The sequence below is a fragment of the Curtobacterium flaccumfaciens genome, from assembly GCF_004361695.1.
Taxonomy (GTDB): domain Bacteria; phylum Actinomycetota; class Actinomycetes; order Actinomycetales; family Microbacteriaceae; genus Curtobacterium; species Curtobacterium flaccumfaciens_B.
Map to the genome: position 1 here is coordinate 84644 of NZ_SNVW01000005.1, position 18540 is coordinate 103183.

An 18540-nucleotide genomic window follows, 5' to 3' on the forward strand; every position below is an offset into this window, starting at 1 on the left:
CAGCGATGCGCACGACGGCCGATCGCCCACGGGCGGTCGGCCGTCTTCGTTCCTCCGGGGTCTGCCAACTGTGATCGTCGTGTGAATCGTGGACCGTACGGTCTGGCCATGACGGACGCAGAACTCGAGTCGATCGGCATCGCGATGATCCGCATGCCGTTCTGGTCAACACGGCGGCTGGAGGCCCTGTCCGGCTTCGATCGACCCGACGAGGTCGTGCCGGTCCTGTGGGAGGATCCCGACTTCCGCCGGGCCGTGCGCATCAGCAGCCCGAGACTCGCCGCGGACGCGGACTGGGCGACGTCGACCGCCGCGGTACCCGGCAAGCGGCTCCGCGGGGTCGGTCTCGCGCTCCTCCGGTACGCGATCCGGATGTCGAGCCGACCGACACCGTTCGGCGCCTTCGCGGCCGTGGGCACCGTCCCCACCGAGACCGGCTCCGACGACGCCGTGACGACCGTCCACTCCACCGGGTTCCGGAGCCGGCACCGGATCGGCTCCGGCGCGGCACAGGGCGCCGTCCTCGCGACCGAGCGCGAGGCGCTGGAGGAGCTCGAGGTCATGATCAACCCGACGGTCCACCGCAGGTCCGACCGTCTGGAACTCCTCGTCAACGCGGCACAGGACCGGGAGACAGCGCACGACCTCCTCTCGGTGCGCTGGACGCCCGCGGTCGAGAAGACACTCGAACTCGCTGCCGGGCCGATCCGAGCAGACGCCCTCATCCGCGCACTCGTCGGCGACGGGGACGGGGAGATCCGCACTCGCGTCGAGTCGTTCGTCCGCACGCTCCTCGGGCGCGGCTTCCTCGTCTCGAGCGCCCGTGCGTCGTTGACCGACAGCGGCGCAGTGGAACGCGTCGCCCCCCTGGAACCGACCGGCGACCTGCGACGGACGGTGGATGCACTGGACCGCGGAGAACTCGACGACGCCGCGCTCGAGGACGTCTTCCGCTCGCTCCGGCCCTTCGTCGACTCGGAGACGCAGGAGATGCTCCAGGTCGACGTCGCCGCAGCCACCGAGGGAGTCGTGTCCGGCCGCCTCGTCGACCGGATCACCGCGGCGGCGACGGCGCTCACCCTCCTCTCGCCCGCACCGGGCCGATCGCCGGAGCTGCGCGACTACGCCTTCGCGTTCCAGGAGCGGTACGGCCGGCGGGAGGTCCCCGTCACCGAGCTCCTCGACGAACTCGTCGGTCTCGGATTCCCGCACGGGTACCCGGGCTCGAACCGACCCGCGCCGCCCCGGTTCGACGAGCGGTGGGAGGCCGACCTCGCGATCCTCCGGCGTCGGCTGACCACCCGCGCCGAGGTCGTCGACGGCATCCCGCACAGCGAACTCCTCGACGCGGACCTGACGCCGTTCCGCACGCGCGGCGACCGGCCGCCGGCGTCGCTCGACGTGTTCGCACTGATCGGGGGCACCGACGACCCGGACGGTGCGACGATCGCGCCGGTCGGGGCAACCACCCCGGCGGGCGCTGCGTTCGGTCGCTTCGACGCGATCCTCGACGACGTCACCGCGGTGCTCCACGGCGGCAGCGAGCTCGAGCTCGCCGCGCAGACCGACACCCGGTTCTGCCACGTCGACTACCTCAACCCACGGCCCCACATGAACAACGTTGCGTTCGCGCCACAGCAGTTCGACACGGTCATCCCACTGACGAGCACCGCCCACGCGGGCACCCCCGGCGCACTCCCGCTCGCCGACGTCCTGGTCGGCTGGGCCGACGGCTTCCACCTCCGGAGTGCGAGCACCGGCGCGCGGATCATCGTGCGGAACCCGAACATCCTCAACCGCGTCACGCAGCCGGGGCTCGTCCGGTTCCTGCTCGACGTCTCGGACGACGGCACGGCGAAGCCGGGCTGGGCCTGGGGTGCGCACGAGGAGCACGTCGACGTGCTCCCACGCATCGTCCACAACGGCATCACGATCGCTCCCGCACAGTGGCGGCTGCCGGAGACGGCCGGGGACCGCGACGAATCCGTGGCCGCGCTCCGCACGTGGCGGACGAAGCACGGCGTCCCGCGCCGGGTGTACGTCGGTGTCTACGACAACCGGCTGCTCGTCGACCTCGAGGACGATCTCCAGACAGAGGTGCTCCTCCGCGAGCACCGGGCAGGCGCCGCCTGGGTGCAGGAGGGTCCGGAGACGCTCGACTCCCCCACCGTCACCGGACCGGACGGGCAGCCGCGGCTCGCCGAGATCGTCCTGCCGTTGCGGCGCCGGACGGTCGAGCCGCACCCACCGCTGCCGCCCCGACGCGGATCGGTCGGCACGTCCGTCCCGCAGCCGTCGCCCGGAGCCGACCCACTCGCGGCGAGCGCGGCGCGCGGCCTGCGCGAACGATGCGCACCGGGCGTCGAGTGGTGGTCGTTCCGGATCGCCGGACGACGGAAGGACCAGGACGACGTCCTGCGCGCCATGACCGCGGCCGCGACGACGGCCGGTGCCGACTTCTTCTTCGTGCGCTACAGCGATCCCGAGGACCACGTCCGGTTCCGCGTCCGTGCCACGACGGCACCGGGTCCGGTGTTCGCGTGCGCCGGTGACCTCCTGTCGTCCGGTCGGGTGTCGGACGTCTCACTCCGGTCCTACGACCGCGAGGTCGAGCGGTACGGCGGCAGGGCGGTCTTCCCGAGGTGCGAGACGTTGTTCTGCCGGACGTCGCTGGCCACCGTCGGGCTCCTCGCGGCGCTGCCCGGCGAGCACGACGAGGACGGCGACCGCACGACGGCCGGGGCGTTCGTGGTCGACGCCTTCCTGCAGGGTCTCGGTGTCGGCGCCGAACGGTCCAGCGGTCTCCTGCAGGGCATGGCGGCCGGGTACGCGATGGAGTTCGCCGAGGAGGGTCCGGCCCTCCGCCGTGCGGTGCAGCGTGCGCGTCCCCTCCGGCGACCGGCGCTGGCCGCACTCATGGCATCGCGGGAGTCCGGCGCTCCGGGGGCGCTCGTGTCGGGGCCGCTCGTGACGGGGGCGACCGCCCTCGCCGCAGCAGCCGTCCACGACGGACCCGCGATCGTCGACGACGTGTTCGCCGCCGGTGACGACACGGCGTTCGGGGTGCTGAGCAGCCTCGTGCACATGCAGGCGAACCGACTCGGGTTCACCCGCCAAGAGGAGTACCAGATCGTGCTCGTCCTGCTGGACGGGCTCGCTGCGCGGAAGCACCGCGCGGCAACGGAGCAAGGGGGAGTTCGATGACCGACACAGCCGGGCTGCGGACGGCAGCCGTCCGCGACGCGCAGAGCATCGCCTGGGACACCGTCGCGCGGATCAGGGACGACGCGGAACGGGCGTCCCGACCGACGCCCGACGAGTTCACCGGACGGGTCGAGCCACGATGGCACCCGCTCAGCATCGACCAGGGCGACCTCGGCCTGGCGTTCATGTACGCGACCGCCGATCGGGTCGACCCGGATGCGGGATGGGACTCGAGCGCGCACCAGCACCTCTCGGCGGTCGGAGCGTCGTTCGGCTCGGTCGGACCGATCGGGCCGGGCGTCTTCGGCACCGGCGCGGTCCTCCTCGCGTTCCGGGCCCTCAGCCGAGGCGGTGCGCGGTACCAGCGCGCCGAAGCAGAGGCGGAGCGGGTGCTCCGGGAACGCCTCCGCTCGCTCCTGCGGTCGAGTCCGCTCCGTGGCGGCCTCCCGACGGCGGCGTTCGACGTGGCATCGGGCGTGGCCGGCGCACTCATGACCGGACTCACGACGGCCGGCTCCGACCCGAGCGCGCACCAGATGGTCGCCGAAGCCGCGGCCGCCCTCTCGATCTGGGCCCGACAGGCGGCGCCGGAGGGGCTCTGGACACCGCAGACCGGGGTGACCGACTTCGATCGGGCGCACCGCCCGGAGGCCGCGAGCGGCTACATCGACCTCGGGTACGCCCACGGTGTCCCCGGCGTGCTCGCGGCGCTCGGCGGGGCTCGTCGTGCCGGGATCGCGGTCGACGGACTCGACGACGCCGTCGATCGCCTGCGGGCGGAGCTCACGGCCGACCTGATCGACACGAGATGGGGTGCCGACGTCCCGTACCGACGCACGGCCGCGGTCTACGGCGAGTACCTGCCGGCCAGGACCGCGTGGTGTTACGGGGGCCCGGGCGTCGCCCTCGCCCTCGCCGTGAGCGCACGTGACGCCGGTGAACTGGGGGTGTCGGAGAAGCTGTGGCGCAGCAGCGTGGACCGGCCCCGCGCGGCGCGGAACACTGCCGCCGCCGGCATCTGCCACGGCACGGCCGGGCTGCTGCTGGTCGGCCGTGCCCTCCGCCGCGCCGGCCTCGAGGTGCCGGACTCCGATCTCGACCGACTCGTGGGCGAGATCATCGACGATCACGACGACGGAAGCCGGTACGGGTTCCGAGACCTCGACCACCACGGCGTCGCGTTCGACTCGGCAGGCTTCCTGCAGGGTGCAGCCGGCGTCGCGGCGGCCCTGCTGTCGATCACGGCGGAGGCCCCGTCGCCCGCGGAGACCGTCTTCACGGGGGTGGCCGATGTTCGAGCTCGCTGACGTCGCCGTCCGGTACCCCGGGGCGCCGGCCGATGTCTTCTCCGGTGTCGACCTGGCGCTCCCGGACGGCACCCTCATGGTGCTCGTGGGGCCGAACGGAGCGGGCAAGACGACGCTGCTCCGCGCCATGTGCGGCCTGATCCGCCCGACGAGCGGACGTATCGAGATCGACGGGTGCGACGTGGTGGCGCACCCCGACCGGGCTCAGCGCAGCTTCGGTGTGTCGCTCTACCCCGAGCGCAGCTTCTACTTCCGCCTGACGGCGCGGCAGAACCTCCGCTACTTCGCGGCACTCCGCGGGCTCGGTCGTCGCGACGCGATCGCCGAGGTGGACCGCGTGCTCGCCGTCGCCGGACTCGAGGAACACACGGAGCTGCCGTTCATGCGACTGTCGCTCGGACTCCGGAAGCGGCTCGGCTTCGCACGGGCGCTCCTCGGCACGCCGAGCACGCTCCTCCTCGACGAGCCACTCGCGAACCTCGATTCCGCGAGCGCCACCGCCGTCGTGGAGCACCTCGCCTCGCTCCGGGATGCGGGCCACCGGGTGGTCCTGTCGACGCACGAGGCGAGCGGCGTCGCGTCCCTGGTCGACATCGTCGGACAGCTCCGCGACGGGCGCCTCACGACGACCGACGAACGCACCGCGCTCGTCCTCGGCAAGACGGTGATGGTCGAGACCGAACCGGCACCGGACCCCGGAGTGCTCGTGCCCGGCTGGGCGACCACCTCGTACGGGTTCTCCCGGATGGTCGGCGCGGACGAGGACATCACGCCGCTCCTCACCACGCTCGGCGCGGCCGGCTTCCGCGCGGTCCGCATCGGCACCCGCCAAGAGGCCTCCGTGCTCCCCGTCTCGGAGGTCCTCGTATGACGGCCCTCGAGCAGCTGCGGATGGTGCTGGTGCGGTCCGTCTGGGAACGTCGGACCTACCGGACCGCGATGCTGCTGGGCGTGGTGACCGCCGTCATCGGCTGCCTCCAGTTCGCGATCATGGGCAAGTTCCTGCAAGCGGGCAACTCGTTCCCCGGGCTGCAGGCCTACGGCGGGGACATCCTCTCGTTCCTGCTCACCGGATCGATCTTCACCGGCTTCGTGAACATCTCGCTCGGCACGTTCTCACGGTTCGTCCAGAACGAGCAGCGGTCCGGGACGCTGGAGTCGCTGGTGGTGTCGAACGTCTCGCTGCTGCGCCTGATGATCTACCACGGCGTCGTCGGCATGGTCGGCACGGTCGTCAGCTCAGCGGTGATGCTCGTCGCGTTCGGGTTCGTCTTCCACGTTCCCTTCGACATCGACGTCTGGGCGTCCGCGCTCGTCCTCGTGGTCCTCGTGCTGACGATGGGCAGTCTCGGCCTCGCGGGGTGCGGCGTCCTGCTCGTCACGAAGCGCGGCGACCCGATCACGTGGGTCCTCACGACGCTGACGGTCCTCATGTCCGGGGTGCTCTACCCGACGTCGGTCCTGCCGCCCTGGATGTCCGCGACCGCGCAGTGGCTCCCGACGACCCGTGCTCTCGATGCGATGCGCCTGACGCTCGGTTCGCACGGCGGCGTCTCGGCGGTCGCCCCGGACCTGCTCGTCCTGGCGGTGTGGTGCCTCGTCGCGATGCCGGTCGGCGTGTGGACGTTCCGGACCGGGCTCCGACGAGCGCGCCGAGCGGGGTCGCTCGCCGAGTTCTGAGCCGCCGCGTCGACCCCGGCGACGGAGCGCGACCGGTCCCGACTCGCTCGACTCACGGACGAGGGTCGCGCACCGGCCCGGTGGTGTCCCCGATCCGCAGCTCGGACCGGAACGCCGCCGGCACGGGCTCGTCCCCCTCGAGCATCGCGAGCGCGGCACGAGCGGCAGCGCGGCCCTTCTGCGCGAACGGCTGCACGAGGGTGGTGAGGTGCCGGATCGGCGTGCGGTGCAACAGGCTGTCGTCCACCGTGATGCCGTCGAAGCCCACGACGCTGACGTCCTCCGGCACCCGGAGCCCGGCGTCGAGTGCGGCCGAGATCACCCCGACGGCGAGCAGGTCGCTCTGCGCCACGACGGCGGTCGGGACCGTCGACCCGGGGGCGAACAGGGCGTCGCCGGCGATCCGTCCTTCTTCCACTGAACTGCCCGCGGTCTCGATCGCGACGGCGTCCGGGTAGACCCCGCGCACGCCGCGCAGGCGTTCGAGGGTCGTGTGGGCGACGCCAGCGGCCTCGCGCGCAGCGTCGACCGGGCCCCGACGCCGAGCGGCGTCGAGCGGCAGCGCGACGATCGTGACCGAGGTGTGCCCGAGGTCGCGCAGGTACGCGGCGGCCCGGCGCGAGGCCTCGCGGTTGTCGAGGTGGATCGGCACGGCGCCCTCGATCTCGTCCGCCTCGATCGCGACGACGGGGATCTGCCGGCGGCGGAGGACGGCGACGGCGGGGTCGATCCGGACGTTGCACCCGACGAGCACGACGGCGTCCATCGGGGCGTCGACGATCGGACCGGCGCCCTGCTCGTCGTCGAGCGGGCTCCGGACGAGCAGCAGCGAGGCACCGGCGGCTCCGGCGACCTCGGCGATGCCGTCGAGCGTGAGGACGTTGACCGGGTCGCGGAAGGCGTCGCTCAGGCGTTCGTCCATGACGACCCCGATCACCCCGGATCGACCGCGGCGCAACGAGCGGGCGCGGGGGTCGGGGCCGCCGTACCCGAGCTCGGCGGCTGCGGCGAGCACGCGGGCCTTGGCGTCCTCGGACACCGGGCCGCTGCCGCTGAACGCGAGCGAGGCGGTCGACGGGGCGACCCCGGCGGCACGTGCGACGGCGGCGAGGGTCGGGCGCGACCGACGTGCGACGCCGTCACGGGCTGCTTCCGTCCGCGACGCGCCGGGTCCTGTTGCCGGTTCGTCCATCGCCCGTTAGCGTAGCCGGAACCAGCGGTCGAATCGATTCGACCGAAGCGCGACACGCACAGCACGACCCGCGCAGCACGACCCGCGCAGCAGCACGCACAGCACGACACTCACAGCACGACCCGCGCAGCGGCACGCACAGCACGACACCAGCACCACCCCGCCACGACCAGCACCGAAGCACGATGGGACCACCATGACGACGACGTCCGCCCGCACCACCCCGACGACACGGGCCTGGATCATCGCGGTGTTCGTCGTGTTCACCCTGTCCGGGCTCGACATCGCCACGTGGCTCGGCCGGATCCCGAGCGTCCGCGACGCCCTCGGCGCGAGCACGTTCGAGATGGGCCTGCTCGTGCTCGGCATGGCGGTCGGCTCGATCGGGGGCCTGACCTTCGCGGGGCACATCGTCTCGAAGCTCGGCGCCCGTCGTGGCGTGCAGGTCGCCGCAGCCTGCCTGGCGCTCGGCATGGTGTTCGCCGGGATCGCGGTGACGCTCGGGTGGGGCTTCGCCGCGATCTGGATCGCCCTCATCGCGTTCGGGTTCGGCAACGGCCTGTGCGACGTGTCGATGAACGTCTCCGGTGCTGCGGCCGAGAAGGCCGGCGGGCGCACGATCATGCCCCTGTTCCACGCCGCGTTCAGCCTCGGCACGCTCGCGGGCGCCGGCCTCGGGGCCCTGGCCGAAGCCCTCGAGATCCCGGTCGCGTGGCACTTCATCGTCCTCGTGCTCGTCACCAGCGCCGCGATGCTCGTGGCGGTCCGCGCTTTCCAGGACGAGCACCGGTTCGCCGACGCCGAGCACGTCGCCACGGAGACCAGCCCGGTGCCGACGCAGGTCACCCGCTGGCAGGTGTGGGCGCAGCCGTCCACGATCCTCATCGGCGTGATCGTGCTCGGCATGGCACTGGCCGAGGGATCAGCGAACGACTGGCTCCCGCTGGCGATGATCGACGGCCACGGGCTCGACAACGCCGCCGGCGCCGCGGTGCTCACCGTCTTCCTGGCGGCGATGACCGTCGGCCGCGTCGCGGGCAGCCCGCTCATCGACCGGTTCGGTCGTGTGCCGATCCTGCGGATCAGCGCCGCCGTCGCGGTGGTCGGCCTCGGCATGCTCATCTTCATCGACAACGTGCCGCTCGCGATCGTGGGCGTCGTGCTCTGGGGTCTCGGCGCCAGCCTCGGGTTCCCGATGGGGATGTCCGCCGCGGCCGACGACCCGCGGACCGCCGCACTCAAGGTCAGCGCCGTCGCGACGATCGGCTACGTCGCGTTCCTCGCCGGGCCGCCGATCATCGGGTTCCTGGGCGAGCACGTCGGACTCCTCGGTGCGCTGCTCGTGGTGTTCGTCTTCATCATCGCGGCCGGACTGGCGTCGGGAGCCGCCCGCGAGACCGGCGCCGCCGCCAGGCCGACCCGTCGCGGTCGCGACGCGGACGGCGGGGCCGGACCGCGCCTCCAGGCCGACGGCGCAGACCGGACCGACGCGACCGACCGGTCCCACGGGACGGAGGAGACCGACAGCGCCGACCGTGCAGACCGGCCCACGTCCGACCGCGCCGCCGACCGCAGGTAGGCTTCCCGGCGTGCGTCTCGTCATCGCCCGCTGCTCCGTCGACTACGCCGGTCGGCTGTCGGCCCATCTGCCGCTCGCCACCCGTCTGCTCATGCTGAAGGCCGACGGCTCGCTGCTCGTGCACTCCGACGGCGGCAGCTACAAGCCGCTCAACTGGATGAGCCCGCCGTGCTCGATCGAGATCACCGAGCCGGACGACGAGCAGTCGAGCGCCGGCATCACGCAGGTGTGGACGGTCACGCAGAAGAAGACGCAGGACAAGCTCATCGTGTCCCTGTACGAGGTCGTCTCCGACGAGACCCACGACCTCGGCGTCGACCCGGGCCTGGTGAAGGACGGGGTCGAGGCGCACCTGCAGCAGCTCCTGGCCGAGCAGATCGAGCTCCTCGGCGACGGGCACACCCTGGTCCGCCGCGAGTACATGACGGCCATCGGTCCGGTCGACATCCTCGCGCGGGACGAGGCCGGGGCGAGCGTCGCGGTCGAGATGAAGCGCAACGCCAACATCGACGCGGTCGAGCAGCTGACGCGGTACCTCGAGCTGATGAACCGCGACCCCCTGCTCCGTCCGGTGCAGGGCGTGCTGGCGGCGCAGACGGTCGCGCCGCAGGCGCGCACCCTCGCCGAGGACCGCGGCATCCGCGTCCTGGTGCTCGACTACGACGCGATGCGCGGCATCGAGGGCGGCCACACCCGCCTGTTCTGAGCAGCAGGCTCGGGTGCAGCACCGACTGCCCCGCCGGTTCCGAGGGCGGGCCTGGAGGCGCGGGTCGACTCCGCCACGTCGGCACGCCACCGCGCAGATAGGGTGGGGAGGACATGACCAGCCCGTTCAGCGCCATCCTCTTCGACCTCGACGGCACCATCAGTGACTCCGCTCCGGGCATCCTCGAGAGCCTCACGTACACGTTCCGCAAGGTCGGCGTGCCGGTGCCCGACCACGACACCCTGATGTCGTTCGTCGGTCCGCCGATCATGGACACGTTCACGACGGCCATGGGGATGGACCAGCAGCAGGCCGAGCACACCCTCGCCGTCTACCGCGAGCACTACTTCTCGCACGGCGCCCTCGACTCCGAGATGTTCCCCGGGATCGACGTCGTGCTCCGCACGCTGCACCAGGCCGGGCTGCCGATCTCGACCGCGACGAGCAAGCCCGAGACCCCGGCGACGTACATCCTCGAGCACTACGGCCTCACCGGGGACATCGACATCATCACCGGGGCGAGCGACGACGAGGTCCGGAGCTCGAAGGCCGACGTCGTCGAAGAAGCACTGAAGCGGCTCGACGCCCGCGGCTTCGACATCTCGCGTCCGGTGCTCGTCGGGGACCGCCTGCACGACGTCGAGGGCGCGACGGTGCACGGCGTGCCGGTCGTCTTCGCCGCGTGGGGGTACGGCTCGCCGTCCGAGGCAGAGGGCACGATCGCCACCGCGGCGACCCCGCTCGACCTGCTGCCGATCCTGCTGCCGTGACCCGCGCCGTCTCGACGGGCCTGCGCGGCGCGGCGTGGTTCCTGCCCGCCGCCATCGTCCTCATCGCGCTGAACTTCCGCGGCCCGATCGTCGCGACGGCTCCGGTGATCGGCGACGTCCGGGCCGACCTCGGGCTGACCGCCACGATCGCCGGCCTGCTGACGACCATCCCGGTGCTGTGCTTCGCCCTCGCGACGCCGTTCGCCAGCTGGGTGATCGCGAAGGCCGACCCGGAACGCGCCGTCTCCCTGTCGCTCGTCATCGTGCTCGTCGGCACCGTCGTCCGGTCGATGCCGTCCGCCGCGTCGCTGCTGATCGGCACCGCGGTCATCGGCATCGGGATCACGATCGGCAACGTCGTGATCCCGGTGGTGATCCGCCGCGACACCTCGCCGGAGCGGGTCGGCCTGGTCACCGGCGTCTACACGTCGGCGCTCAACGTCGGGTCGATGATCACCTCGCTCGGCACCGCGCCGATCGCCGCCGCGTGGGGCTGGCCGGTCGCGATCGCGATCTGGGCCGTGTTCGCGGTCATCGCCGGCGTCGCGTGGACGTCCGCCGTCGGTGCGCGAGCCGCCTGGATGCGTCCGACCCGCGCCGCCGCCGAGGAACCGCTCCCCGTGACCGGCCCGATCGACCAGGTGCTCGACACCGGCGCGATCCGGACCGTCCGTGCCGCGCGCGCCGCCGAGCTGGCGGCCGCCGAGCCCGTCCGTCCGGCTCGTCGACTCATCACCTGGGGCCTCACGCTGGCGTTCGGCGGGCAGGCCTTCTCGTACTACGCCCTCACCGCGTGGATCCCGACGCTGCTGCACGACGAGATCGGCTTCTCGAAGGCGTCGTCCGGCGCGAGCTCGTCGGTGTTCCAGATCCTCGCCGTCGTCGGGGCGCTCGGCGTGCCGATCCTGGCCGCGAAGTGGCGCCCGCGCGCGATCATCGCCCTCGTCGCGTTCCTCTGGCTCGCGATGCCGCTCGGCCTGCTCTTCGCGCCGCAGCTCTGGCTCCTCTGGTCGGTGCTCGGCGGAGCAGCCCAGGGTGGCGGCATCACGGTGATCTTCATCGTGATCGTCCGGATCGTCTCGAGCGACGCGGATGCGCGGCGGATGTCGGCGTTCGTGCAGGGCGGCGGCTACCTGCTCGGCTCGGCGGGGCCACTCGTCGCCGGGTCGCTGCACGGGGCGACCGGGGACTGGACGGCACCGCTGCTCGTCGTCCTCGGCGCGGTGCTGGTCCTCGGCGTCGTCGGCACGTTCGCCGCGCGTCGGGTGTCGTAGCGCTGGTCGCGCGTCAGCCCTGCTCGAGCACCTCGCGCAGGGACATCGGCCGTCGCCCGGTCACCCGCTCGACGTCGCCGGAGACCCGCGCGAGCGCGCCCTCGGCGATCGCCGTGTAGGTGCTCACCCACGCGTCCGCCTGCCACGGTTCGGGGTTCCACCTCGCCCGCGACGCGTACGCCTCGTCGAGGGTCTCCGGGTGGTAGGTGACGGTCCGCCCGCGGACCTCGGAGACGGTCGCCGCCGCCTGCTCGAGCGTGATCGCCGTGGGCCCGGTCAGCTCGTACGTCCGGTCGAGGTGGCCGTTCGGGTTCCGGAGCACCTCCGTCGCCACGCGTGCGACGTCGGCGCGCGCGACCGCCGCCATCGCTCCGTCGCCGGCCGGCCCGCGGATCACCCCGTCCTCGCCGACCAGGTCCTCGACGAAGTCCAGGTAGAAGGCGTCCCGCAGGAACGTGTGCGCCATCGACGTGGCCCGGATCGCCTGCTCCGTCGCCCAGTGGTCGCGCCCGAGCGTGAAGGTCGCGTCGGCCGCGGCGCCCATGAAGGACGTGTAGACGACGTGCCGGACGCCGGCCGTCGCCGCCGCGCCGACGAAGGCCTTGTGCTGCGCCAGACGGTCCGGGGCTTCGGCGCCGGACACCATCAGCAGCAGGTCGACGCCCTCGAGCGCGGCTCGGCTCGCCTCGACGTCGCCGAAGGTCGCCACCGCGGTCTCCGTCCCGGGGAGTTCCGGTGCGCGCGACGCGTCGCGCACGATCATGCGGAACGGCACGCCGTCCGCGGCGAGCGCTCGTGCGACGGCTCCGCCGATGTTGCCGGTCGCGCCGGTGAGTGCGATGGTCATGGTCGCTCCTGATCTGTCGGGGTCACCGGACGTGTGGTCACGTCCGGACCGTCCTGGAGGCACGGATCACCGTGGGCGCGACCCTCGCCGCGTTCACGCCGTCGACCTCCACCGCCCAGCGGCGGGCTGCCTCGTGGTCGCGTCCGTGCCGCATGTGCCGGCCGACGAGGCGGTCGACCCGGACCGTGTCGTCCACGGCGCAGAACCACGTCTCGGCGAACAGGTCGGGGAGCGCGGTCCAGGGGGCGGTGTCGTCGAGCAGGTAGTTCCCCTCCGACACGACCAGCCGGGCCGTCGGCGGGACGGAGATGCTGCCGGCGACGGGCTCGTCGACGCGGCGGTCGAAGTCGGGCGCCCAGACGACCGGCCCGTCGGGCGCTCCGTCGACCAGGCGGCGGACCAGCGCGACGTAGCCGTCGGCGTCGAAGGTGTCGATCGCACCCTTGCGGTCGTGGCGGCCGAGCGCGTCGAGGGCGGCGTTCGACAGGTGGAAGCCGTCCATCGGCACCTGCACGGCCGTCCCGGTGCCGAGGGCGTCGTCGACCGCGACCATGATCCGCCGGGCCAGGGTGGACTTGCCGGCGCCCGGTGCACCGACGATGCCGAGCACGACGCGTCGGCCGGCACCGGCGAGTCCGACCGCGCGGGTCACCGCTTCGTCGACGGACATCTCGGGCGGGGTCACGGCTTCATCCTGGCAGAGCCGACCGATGGGCTCCCGGAACGGGTCGCGGGCGAGTGGGCCAGCGGGTCAGCGGGTCAGCGGGTGAGCGCGCCCGCCCAGCCGAGGGCGATCGGGACGACCAGGCCGTGCCGGTGGTGTGGCAGGTCGGCGATCGGCAGCCAGGCGGCCTCGTCGGTCGACCCGTCGAGCTCCGACCGCAGCGACCCGCCGGTGATCGACGCCCGGAAGACGACCTGCACGGCCTTCATCGGTCGCCCGTTGGCGTGGATGCGACGCTCGGCGGGCACGATGTGGTGGCGGACGCCGAGGAGTGCGCCGACCGCGGCCTCGAAGCCGGTCTCCTCCCGGATCTCGCGCACGACGGCCTGCTCGACGGACTCGTCGAACTCGACCCCGCCGCCGGGCAGGGTCCAGGTGCCCGCCTCGGGGAACCGGAGCTTCGCGAGGAGCACGCGGTCGCCCTCGGTGATCACGCCGTAGGCGGCGAGCCGGGTGTCGTAGTCCGTGTACTCCATCTGCCGACCATGCCAGCAAGCCCACCCCGGACCGCTCAGCCGCGCCGGTCGCGCCCGGTCGTGGCGGTGTCGGTCAGGACAGCGTCGTGACGGAGCCGGTCGTGGGCGATGCCGCGGCGGCAGCCGACCACCCGACGCGCATCCGTGTCACGGCACGGTCGAAGCCGGCCAGCGGGTCGGTGTCGTCGCGGACCATCGACTGCAGCTGCAGCCCCTCGTACAGGGCGACGAGCTGCTCGGCCGCGTGCCGGGGCGAGGTGCCGCGGGGCTCCCGCCCGGCGACCACGTCGCGCACGAGGGCGAGGGTGATGTCGTCGAACGAGCGCGTGTACTGGCCGCGGAACCACCCGGCGGCGGGGTGCTCCGGGTTCGACGCGGCGCTGAGGAGCGCGGTCCGGAGCCGGACGAGCGCGGGTTCGTCGAGGCCGGCCTCGAGTCGGGCGCGCAGGTACGCGACGGCCCCGGAGCGTTCGGCCACGACCCACAGGGCTCGTCGGTTGCCGTTGTTCCACCGGTCCATCACGGCGACGACCAGGAGCTCCCACGACGGGTAGGCCCGGTGGACGTCGGCCTCGGTGACCTCCGCGTGCGCGGCGACCTCGGCCGGGCCGACGGAGTGGAAGTCGGATGCGCGGTACGCCTCGATCGCGCCCGTGACGATGCGGGCGCGCAGGTCGGCGTCGGACTCGGGCATGCCCTCGATTCTCCGGGCCGCACGCCCACCCCGCGAGCCGCCTGTTCTGGGGGCGTCCGGCCGGGTCCCGTCAGCCGCGGTCGAACGTCAGCGTCTCGTCGTCCTCGGCGGTGACCCGGCCGGTGCGCGCGAACTCGGCCCAGATCGCCCGGAACGCCCGGCCGCGCCGTTCGACCTCGGGCCAGTCGCGCTCCGGCACGAACCGGGTGCCGGCCCAGGCGTCGCGGCCGCCGAGCAGCAGCGGCAGGTCGCTCATGTGCACGGCACCGGTCGGCTTCGTCGTGACGCCGCGGTGCAGCCGGTACGCGGTCGCTCGACCACCCGCCGCCCGGTGGCGTTCGGCGAACCGTCGGACGTCGCGCCCGTAGATCACCTCGGACAGCGGGCGGACGAGCAGCCAGCGGAGGAGCGGACGGACCGCACGGAGCCTGGCGACCGACCGCAGGCCGGGGATGAGCGGGACGTACATGCCGGTCTCGTCCGAGGCGGACCCGATCAGGACGTCGACGTCCGGCGCGACCGCGCTCCAGGCACGGTCGAGGTCGCGTTCCGCGGGCAGCGGCGCGTGACCGTACTGGGTGCCGTACGGCATCCCGCTGGCCAGGCCGTACGGAGCAGCCGCCCTCGTGCCGACCGCCTGCCGGTCGAGCAGGTCCTCGAGCGGGGTGTCCGGGTGCACGGCGCCGATGGCCCTGGTCATCGCCCGGTTCATCCGGGCCCGACCCCGCGAGAGGCCGAGCGGCGCGCTCTGGATGATCGCGCGCCGGAAGAGCCCGGCCGTCCCCGCGCTGATCATGAGGTGTGCGGCCGCGTCCCCGCCGGCCGACTGCCCGAACACGGTGACGAGGTCGGGGTCGCCGCCGAACGCCGCGATGTTCCGCTGCACCCAGCGGAGGGACTCGACCAGGTCGAGCAGTCCGAGGTTCGCGGGGACGGTCTCCCCGTCGCCGAGGAACCCGAGGATCCCGAGCCGGAACGTCACCGACACGAGCACCACGCGCTGCTCGGTCACGAGCTCGCGCGCGTCGTAGATCGGTAGGTCGCCGCCGCCGATGACGTACGAGCCGCCGTGGATCCAGACCATGACGGGCAGTCGTTCGCCGGGCTGCACGTCGGCCGGCGCGGTGATCGACAGGCGCTGGCAGTGCTCGTCGACGGCGAGCCCCTCGACCGGCCGGAGCAGCTGGTCGACGAACTCCGCCTTCGGCTGCGGGGCCACGGGCGACGGCACGGTCGCCGGGTACGGCTCGGTGAACGTCGGCATCGGCTCCGGTGGCGCGAACCGCTCGGCGCGCGCGTACGGGATCCCGAGGGCACGGACGACGCTCCCGTCGACGACGCCGGTGACGGGTCCGGCGGGTGGTTCGAAGGTCAGCGAGGCGGCGTCGAGCATCCGCTCACGGTACCGAGGTGACCACACGGCGGCCTGGAGGCGCGGGGCGGGCCGGTCGCGCGCCTCCAGGCCGTCGTCAGTCCCGTCCGGCGACCGGACGCAGGGAACCCGACGCCGCGAAGGCCGCGACGAACAGGACGGCGACCAGCCAGAGCGCGCTCAGCGCGCCGACGTGCTCGGCGATCGCGCCCACGACGGGTGGCCCCGCGAAGTTCGCGAAGTACCCGATCGACGCGACCACGCTCACCCGCGCCGCCGGGTTGGGGCCGCTCTGGGCCGCCGCGGACATGCCGAGGGGGAAGCCCATCGAGACACCGACCGCCCAGAGCACCACGCCGATCAGCGTCAGCCACCAGCTGTCGCCGACGATGAAGAGGACCGCGCCGACGATGCCGAGGGCCGTCGTCCAGCGGATGGTGGCGACCCGGCCGAGACGGTCGACGACCGGTCCGGCGAACACGCGCGTGGCGGCCTCGGACACCGCGAAGGCGGTGAAGAACAGCGCACCCACCGCGGCACTCTGCCCGTGGCCGTCGGTGGCGGCGAGGGCGAGCCAGTTGTTCGCGGACCCCTCACCGAGCTCGACGCCGAGCATCACCACGCCGATGAGCAGGAGCCGCACGTCGGCCCACCCGCGTGCCCACTGACGGAGGCGCTGCCGACGGCTGAGCGTGGTGTCGGGCGGCTCGGCACGGCTGCCGTCCGGGATGCCGCACATCGCGACGGTCCCGACCACCAGGATGACGACGGCCTCTCCCAGGAGCTGGGCCGACGGGGTGATGCCCAGCCACGCGCAGAGGGCGGCGATCCCGGCGCCGAGGGCCGCGCCTCCCGACCAGGCGGCGTGCATGAGCGGGAGGAGCGTGCGTCCCGCGAGCACCTCGATGGCCGTGCCCTCGACGTTCGCCATCACGTCCAGCGCACCGATGCCGGCACCGGCGATCACGAACCCGACGGACGCCAGCGGCGCGGAGTGCAGGGCCGCCGCGGTGCCGATCACGCTGATCGCGGCGGGCACGAGCACGACGACCGCGGTGAGCGCGCGGCGGCTGCCGAGCCGGCGGAGGAGCGGTGCCGCACTGAGCAGACCACCGATCGACCCGATCGTGACCAGGCCGAGCATGAGCCCGATCGTGCCGACGTCCACGCCGAGTTCGACGCGGAGCTCGGGGAGACGCGGACCCCAGGCAGCCAGGCTCACCCCGCCGATCGCGAAGGCGGTGATGACGGCGTTCCGCCACCCGGCGAGCTGTCTGCGGTCCACGTCGACCCCGAGCTGGTGCATCCCGCTATCGAACCCGCTTGATGGGGATCACGGCAAGGGCACCGAGGACGGCTGCGGCGCCGGCACCCCAGAGCATGAGCGTGTAGTTCTGCGCGTCCGGGCTGCCGACCTGCAGGAGCCAGAGCGCGACGGCCGGGGCGAGCGACTGCGGCAGCGCGTTCGCGATGTTGATGACGCCGAGGTCCTTGCCGGGGCGGTCCGCGTTCGGCAGCACGTCGACGACGAGCGCGGTGTCGACGGCGGAGTAGATGCCGTACGCGAAGCCCATGATGACCTCGGCGACGTAGAACGTGCCGACCGAGTCGGCGTGCGCGAGGACGACGAGACCGACCGCGAACAGCGCGGTCGAGCCGCCCACGAAGACCTTCCGGCGACGGAACCGGTCGGAGAGCCAGCCGGAGACGGCGGCCGCGACCATGAGGACGATCGTGTAGAGGAGCACACCGAAGGCGACCGCCGCGGTGGCCTCCTTCTCGTCCTCGATGCCGAGGTGGTCCTGCATGTACAGCAGGCGGTACGTCGTGAACATGAAGGTCGCGAAGATGATGAGGAAGCGCGACCACCACGCGAAGCCGAAGTCCGGGTTCTTGATCGGGTTCGTCCAGAACGACGAGATGAGGTTGATCCAGGTGAACTTCTTCAGCCGGTACGTCGGCAGGTCGTCCCGCGCGACGAAGCAGTACACGAGGATGAGCACGACCGCGAGCACACCGGGGGCGATGAAGAGCACGGGCAGGTTCGCGACGAAGAACACCGACAGGTAGGTGCCGGCGAGGATCGCGATGTTCTGCGCGAGCGCGATGATGCTCGACGACCTGCCCCGCTGGAACTGCGGCACGTTGTCGGCGAAGCTCGCCGTCAGGGTCGCGAGCGTGGCGTTGGCCGCGACCTGGGCGAGGAGCCACGCGAAGGTCAGCTGCAGCTGGTCGGGCGCGTAGGCGATCCAGACCAGGGCGACGAGGAACAGTGTGACGCCGGCGAGCATCCACGGACGGCGGCGGCCCCAGCGGGTGCGGGTCCGGTCGGAGAGCGCGCCGGCGAGCGGGTTCGCGACGAGGGCGCCGAGCGCGCCGACCGGCAGCACCGCGCCGATGAGCGCCGCGGGGTTGTCCGGGTTGAGCTGCGACGCCTTGAGCTGCATCGAGACCATGACCGGGGCCATGAGCGCCACGAAGAGCCCGAACTGGCCGAGGAAGAGGGCGGCCTGGTACCCGGCCCCGACCTTCATCGTGCTGACCGGCTGGGTGATGCCCTGGTCGGGCTGCAGCAGGACCGGGGTCTCCGCGGGTTCGGGTGTGCTCATGACGCCTCCTTGAGTCGATGAAAACCTTGTCGGGCAAGGTTTTGACGAACGCGAGCATACATCGATGCCGGACGGGGGCAACAGGTGTGGTCGACGCGCGGCGTCA

16 protein-coding genes are annotated in these 18540 nt (G+C 72.7%); 8 read left to right on the forward strand and 8 right to left on the reverse strand.

The window, feature by feature from the left end; all coding sequences use genetic code 11:
• Positions 1 to 108: 108 nt before the first annotated feature.
• The 4 genes from EDF64_RS09160 to EDF64_RS09175 are packed head-to-tail and all read left to right on the forward strand — an operon-like array spanning position 109 to position 6191.
• Positions 109 to 3204, forward strand: coding sequence for a lantibiotic dehydratase (locus EDF64_RS09160; protein ID WP_133519700.1), 3096 nt, complete (start codon positions 109 to 111; stop codon positions 3202 to 3204).
• On the forward strand, positions 3201 to 4511 hold the full coding sequence (locus EDF64_RS09165; protein ID WP_133519701.1) for a lanthionine synthetase LanC family protein: 1311 nt from the start codon (positions 3201 to 3203) through the stop codon (positions 4509 to 4511). Before EDF64_RS09160 ends, EDF64_RS09165 begins: the two co-directional genes overlap by 4 nt.
• Positions 4495 to 5382 carry an ABC transporter ATP-binding protein gene (locus EDF64_RS09170; protein ID WP_133519702.1) on the forward strand — a complete coding sequence of 296 codons (888 nt, stop codon included), beginning with the start codon at positions 4495 to 4497 and terminating at the stop codon, positions 5380 to 5382. The genes EDF64_RS09165 and EDF64_RS09170 overlap by 17 nt, the downstream gene beginning before the upstream one ends.
• Positions 5379 to 6191, forward strand: a complete 813-nt coding sequence (locus EDF64_RS09175; protein ID WP_133519703.1) for an ABC transporter permease — start codon at positions 5379 to 5381, stop codon at positions 6189 to 6191. The genes EDF64_RS09170 and EDF64_RS09175 overlap by 4 nt, the downstream gene beginning before the upstream one ends.
• 52 nt (positions 6192 to 6243) lie before the next feature.
• On the opposite strand, the gene EDF64_RS09180 is transcribed toward EDF64_RS09175, so the two are convergent.
• Positions 6244 to 7383 carry a LacI family DNA-binding transcriptional regulator gene (locus EDF64_RS09180; protein WP_133519704.1) on the reverse strand — a complete coding sequence of 380 codons (1140 nt, stop codon included), beginning with the start codon at positions 7381 to 7383 and terminating at the stop codon, positions 6244 to 6246.
• A gap of 196 nt (positions 7384 to 7579) precedes the next feature.
• Here EDF64_RS09180 and EDF64_RS09185 point away from each other — a divergent pair, with 196 nt between their 5' ends.
• The 4 genes from EDF64_RS09185 to EDF64_RS09200 all read left to right on the forward strand — a co-directional run bounded on the left by EDF64_RS09185 (position 7580) and on the right by EDF64_RS09200 (position 11712).
• Positions 7580 to 8962 (forward strand): MFS transporter, encoded by a 1383-nt coding sequence (locus EDF64_RS09185; protein WP_243736316.1) that lies wholly within the window; start codon positions 7580 to 7582, stop codon positions 8960 to 8962.
• A gap of 10 nt (positions 8963 to 8972) precedes the next feature.
• Entirely contained in the window at positions 8973 to 9668 is a 696-nt protein-coding gene (gene nucS, locus EDF64_RS09190) for an endonuclease NucS (protein WP_133519705.1), read from the forward strand.
• A 113-nt stretch (positions 9669 to 9781) separates the two neighbouring features.
• Entirely contained in the window at positions 9782 to 10438 is a 657-nt protein-coding gene (locus EDF64_RS09195; RefSeq protein ID WP_133519706.1) for an HAD hydrolase-like protein, read from the forward strand.
• Positions 10435 to 11712: an MFS transporter gene (locus tag EDF64_RS09200; RefSeq protein ID WP_133519707.1), complete on the forward strand. Its 1278-nt coding sequence runs from the start codon at positions 10435 to 10437 to the stop codon at positions 11710 to 11712. The genes EDF64_RS09195 and EDF64_RS09200 overlap by 4 nt, the downstream gene beginning before the upstream one ends.
• 13 nt (positions 11713 to 11725) lie before the next feature.
• Here EDF64_RS09200 and EDF64_RS09205 read toward each other — a convergent pair whose 3' ends face one another.
• From EDF64_RS09205 to EDF64_RS09235, 7 genes are all read right to left on the reverse strand, one after another.
• Entirely contained in the window at positions 11726 to 12559 is an 834-nt protein-coding gene (locus tag EDF64_RS09205; RefSeq protein WP_133519708.1) for an SDR family oxidoreductase, read from the reverse strand.
• 37 nt (positions 12560 to 12596) lie between these two features.
• On the reverse strand, positions 12597 to 13244 hold the full coding sequence (locus EDF64_RS09210; RefSeq protein ID WP_243736317.1) for a nucleoside/nucleotide kinase family protein: 648 nt from the start codon (positions 13242 to 13244) through the stop codon (positions 12597 to 12599).
• Between the two features lie 74 nt (positions 13245 to 13318).
• On the reverse strand, positions 13319 to 13759 hold the full coding sequence (locus tag EDF64_RS09215; RefSeq protein WP_133519709.1) for an NUDIX hydrolase: 441 nt from the start codon (positions 13757 to 13759) through the stop codon (positions 13319 to 13321).
• A gap of 73 nt (positions 13760 to 13832) precedes the next feature.
• Complete coding sequence (locus EDF64_RS09220) at positions 13833 to 14453, reverse strand: TetR/AcrR family transcriptional regulator (RefSeq protein ID WP_133519710.1); 621 nt, start codon at positions 14451 to 14453, stop codon at positions 13833 to 13835.
• A gap of 70 nt (positions 14454 to 14523) precedes the next feature.
• The gene (locus EDF64_RS09225; protein ID WP_133519711.1) at positions 14524 to 15846 is read right to left on the reverse strand and encodes a carboxylesterase family protein; all 1323 of its coding nucleotides are present in this window, start codon (positions 15844 to 15846) and stop codon (positions 14524 to 14526) included.
• A 76-nt stretch (positions 15847 to 15922) separates the two neighbouring features.
• Positions 15923 to 17131 carry an MFS transporter gene (locus tag EDF64_RS09230; RefSeq protein WP_133519712.1) on the reverse strand — a complete coding sequence of 403 codons (1209 nt, stop codon included), beginning with the start codon at positions 17129 to 17131 and terminating at the stop codon, positions 15923 to 15925.
• A gap of 4 nt (positions 17132 to 17135) precedes the next feature.
• Positions 17136 to 18434 (reverse strand): MFS transporter, encoded by a 1299-nt coding sequence (locus EDF64_RS09235; RefSeq protein WP_133519713.1) that lies wholly within the window; start codon positions 18432 to 18434, stop codon positions 17136 to 17138.
• Positions 18435 to 18540 lie beyond the last annotated feature (106 nt).

Coding starts and splice junctions, on each gene's coding strand:
- EDF64_RS09230 (WP_133519712.1), bottom strand. CDS start 17,131: ATGCACCAGCTCGGGGTCGACGTGGACCGCAGACAGCTCGCCGGGTGG.
- EDF64_RS09160 (WP_133519700.1), top strand. CDS start 109: ATGACGGACGCAGAACTCGAGTCGATCGGCATCGCGATGATCCGCATG.
- EDF64_RS09225 (WP_133519711.1), bottom strand. CDS start 15,846: ATGCTCGACGCCGCCTCGCTGACCTTCGAACCACCCGCCGGACCCGTC.
- EDF64_RS09215 (WP_133519709.1), bottom strand. CDS start 13,759: ATGGAGTACACGGACTACGACACCCGGCTCGCCGCCTACGGCGTGATC.
- EDF64_RS09235 (WP_133519713.1), bottom strand. CDS start 18,434: ATGAGCACACCCGAACCCGCGGAGACCCCGGTCCTGCTGCAGCCCGAC.
- EDF64_RS09185 (WP_243736316.1), top strand. CDS start 7,580: ATGACGACGACGTCCGCCCGCACCACCCCGACGACACGGGCCTGGATC.
- EDF64_RS09220 (WP_133519710.1), bottom strand. CDS start 14,453: ATGCCCGAGTCCGACGCCGACCTGCGCGCCCGCATCGTCACGGGCGCG.
- EDF64_RS09170 (WP_133519702.1), top strand. CDS start 4,495: ATGTTCGAGCTCGCTGACGTCGCCGTCCGGTACCCCGGGGCGCCGGCC.
- EDF64_RS09165 (WP_133519701.1), top strand. CDS start 3,201: ATGACCGACACAGCCGGGCTGCGGACGGCAGCCGTCCGCGACGCGCAG.
- EDF64_RS09175 (WP_133519703.1), top strand. CDS start 5,379: ATGACGGCCCTCGAGCAGCTGCGGATGGTGCTGGTGCGGTCCGTCTGG.
- EDF64_RS09180 (WP_133519704.1), bottom strand. CDS start 7,383: ATGGACGAACCGGCAACAGGACCCGGCGCGTCGCGGACGGAAGCAGCC.
- EDF64_RS09195 (WP_133519706.1), top strand. CDS start 9,782: ATGACCAGCCCGTTCAGCGCCATCCTCTTCGACCTCGACGGCACCATC.
- EDF64_RS09205 (WP_133519708.1), bottom strand. CDS start 12,559: ATGACCATCGCACTCACCGGCGCGACCGGCAACATCGGCGGAGCCGTC.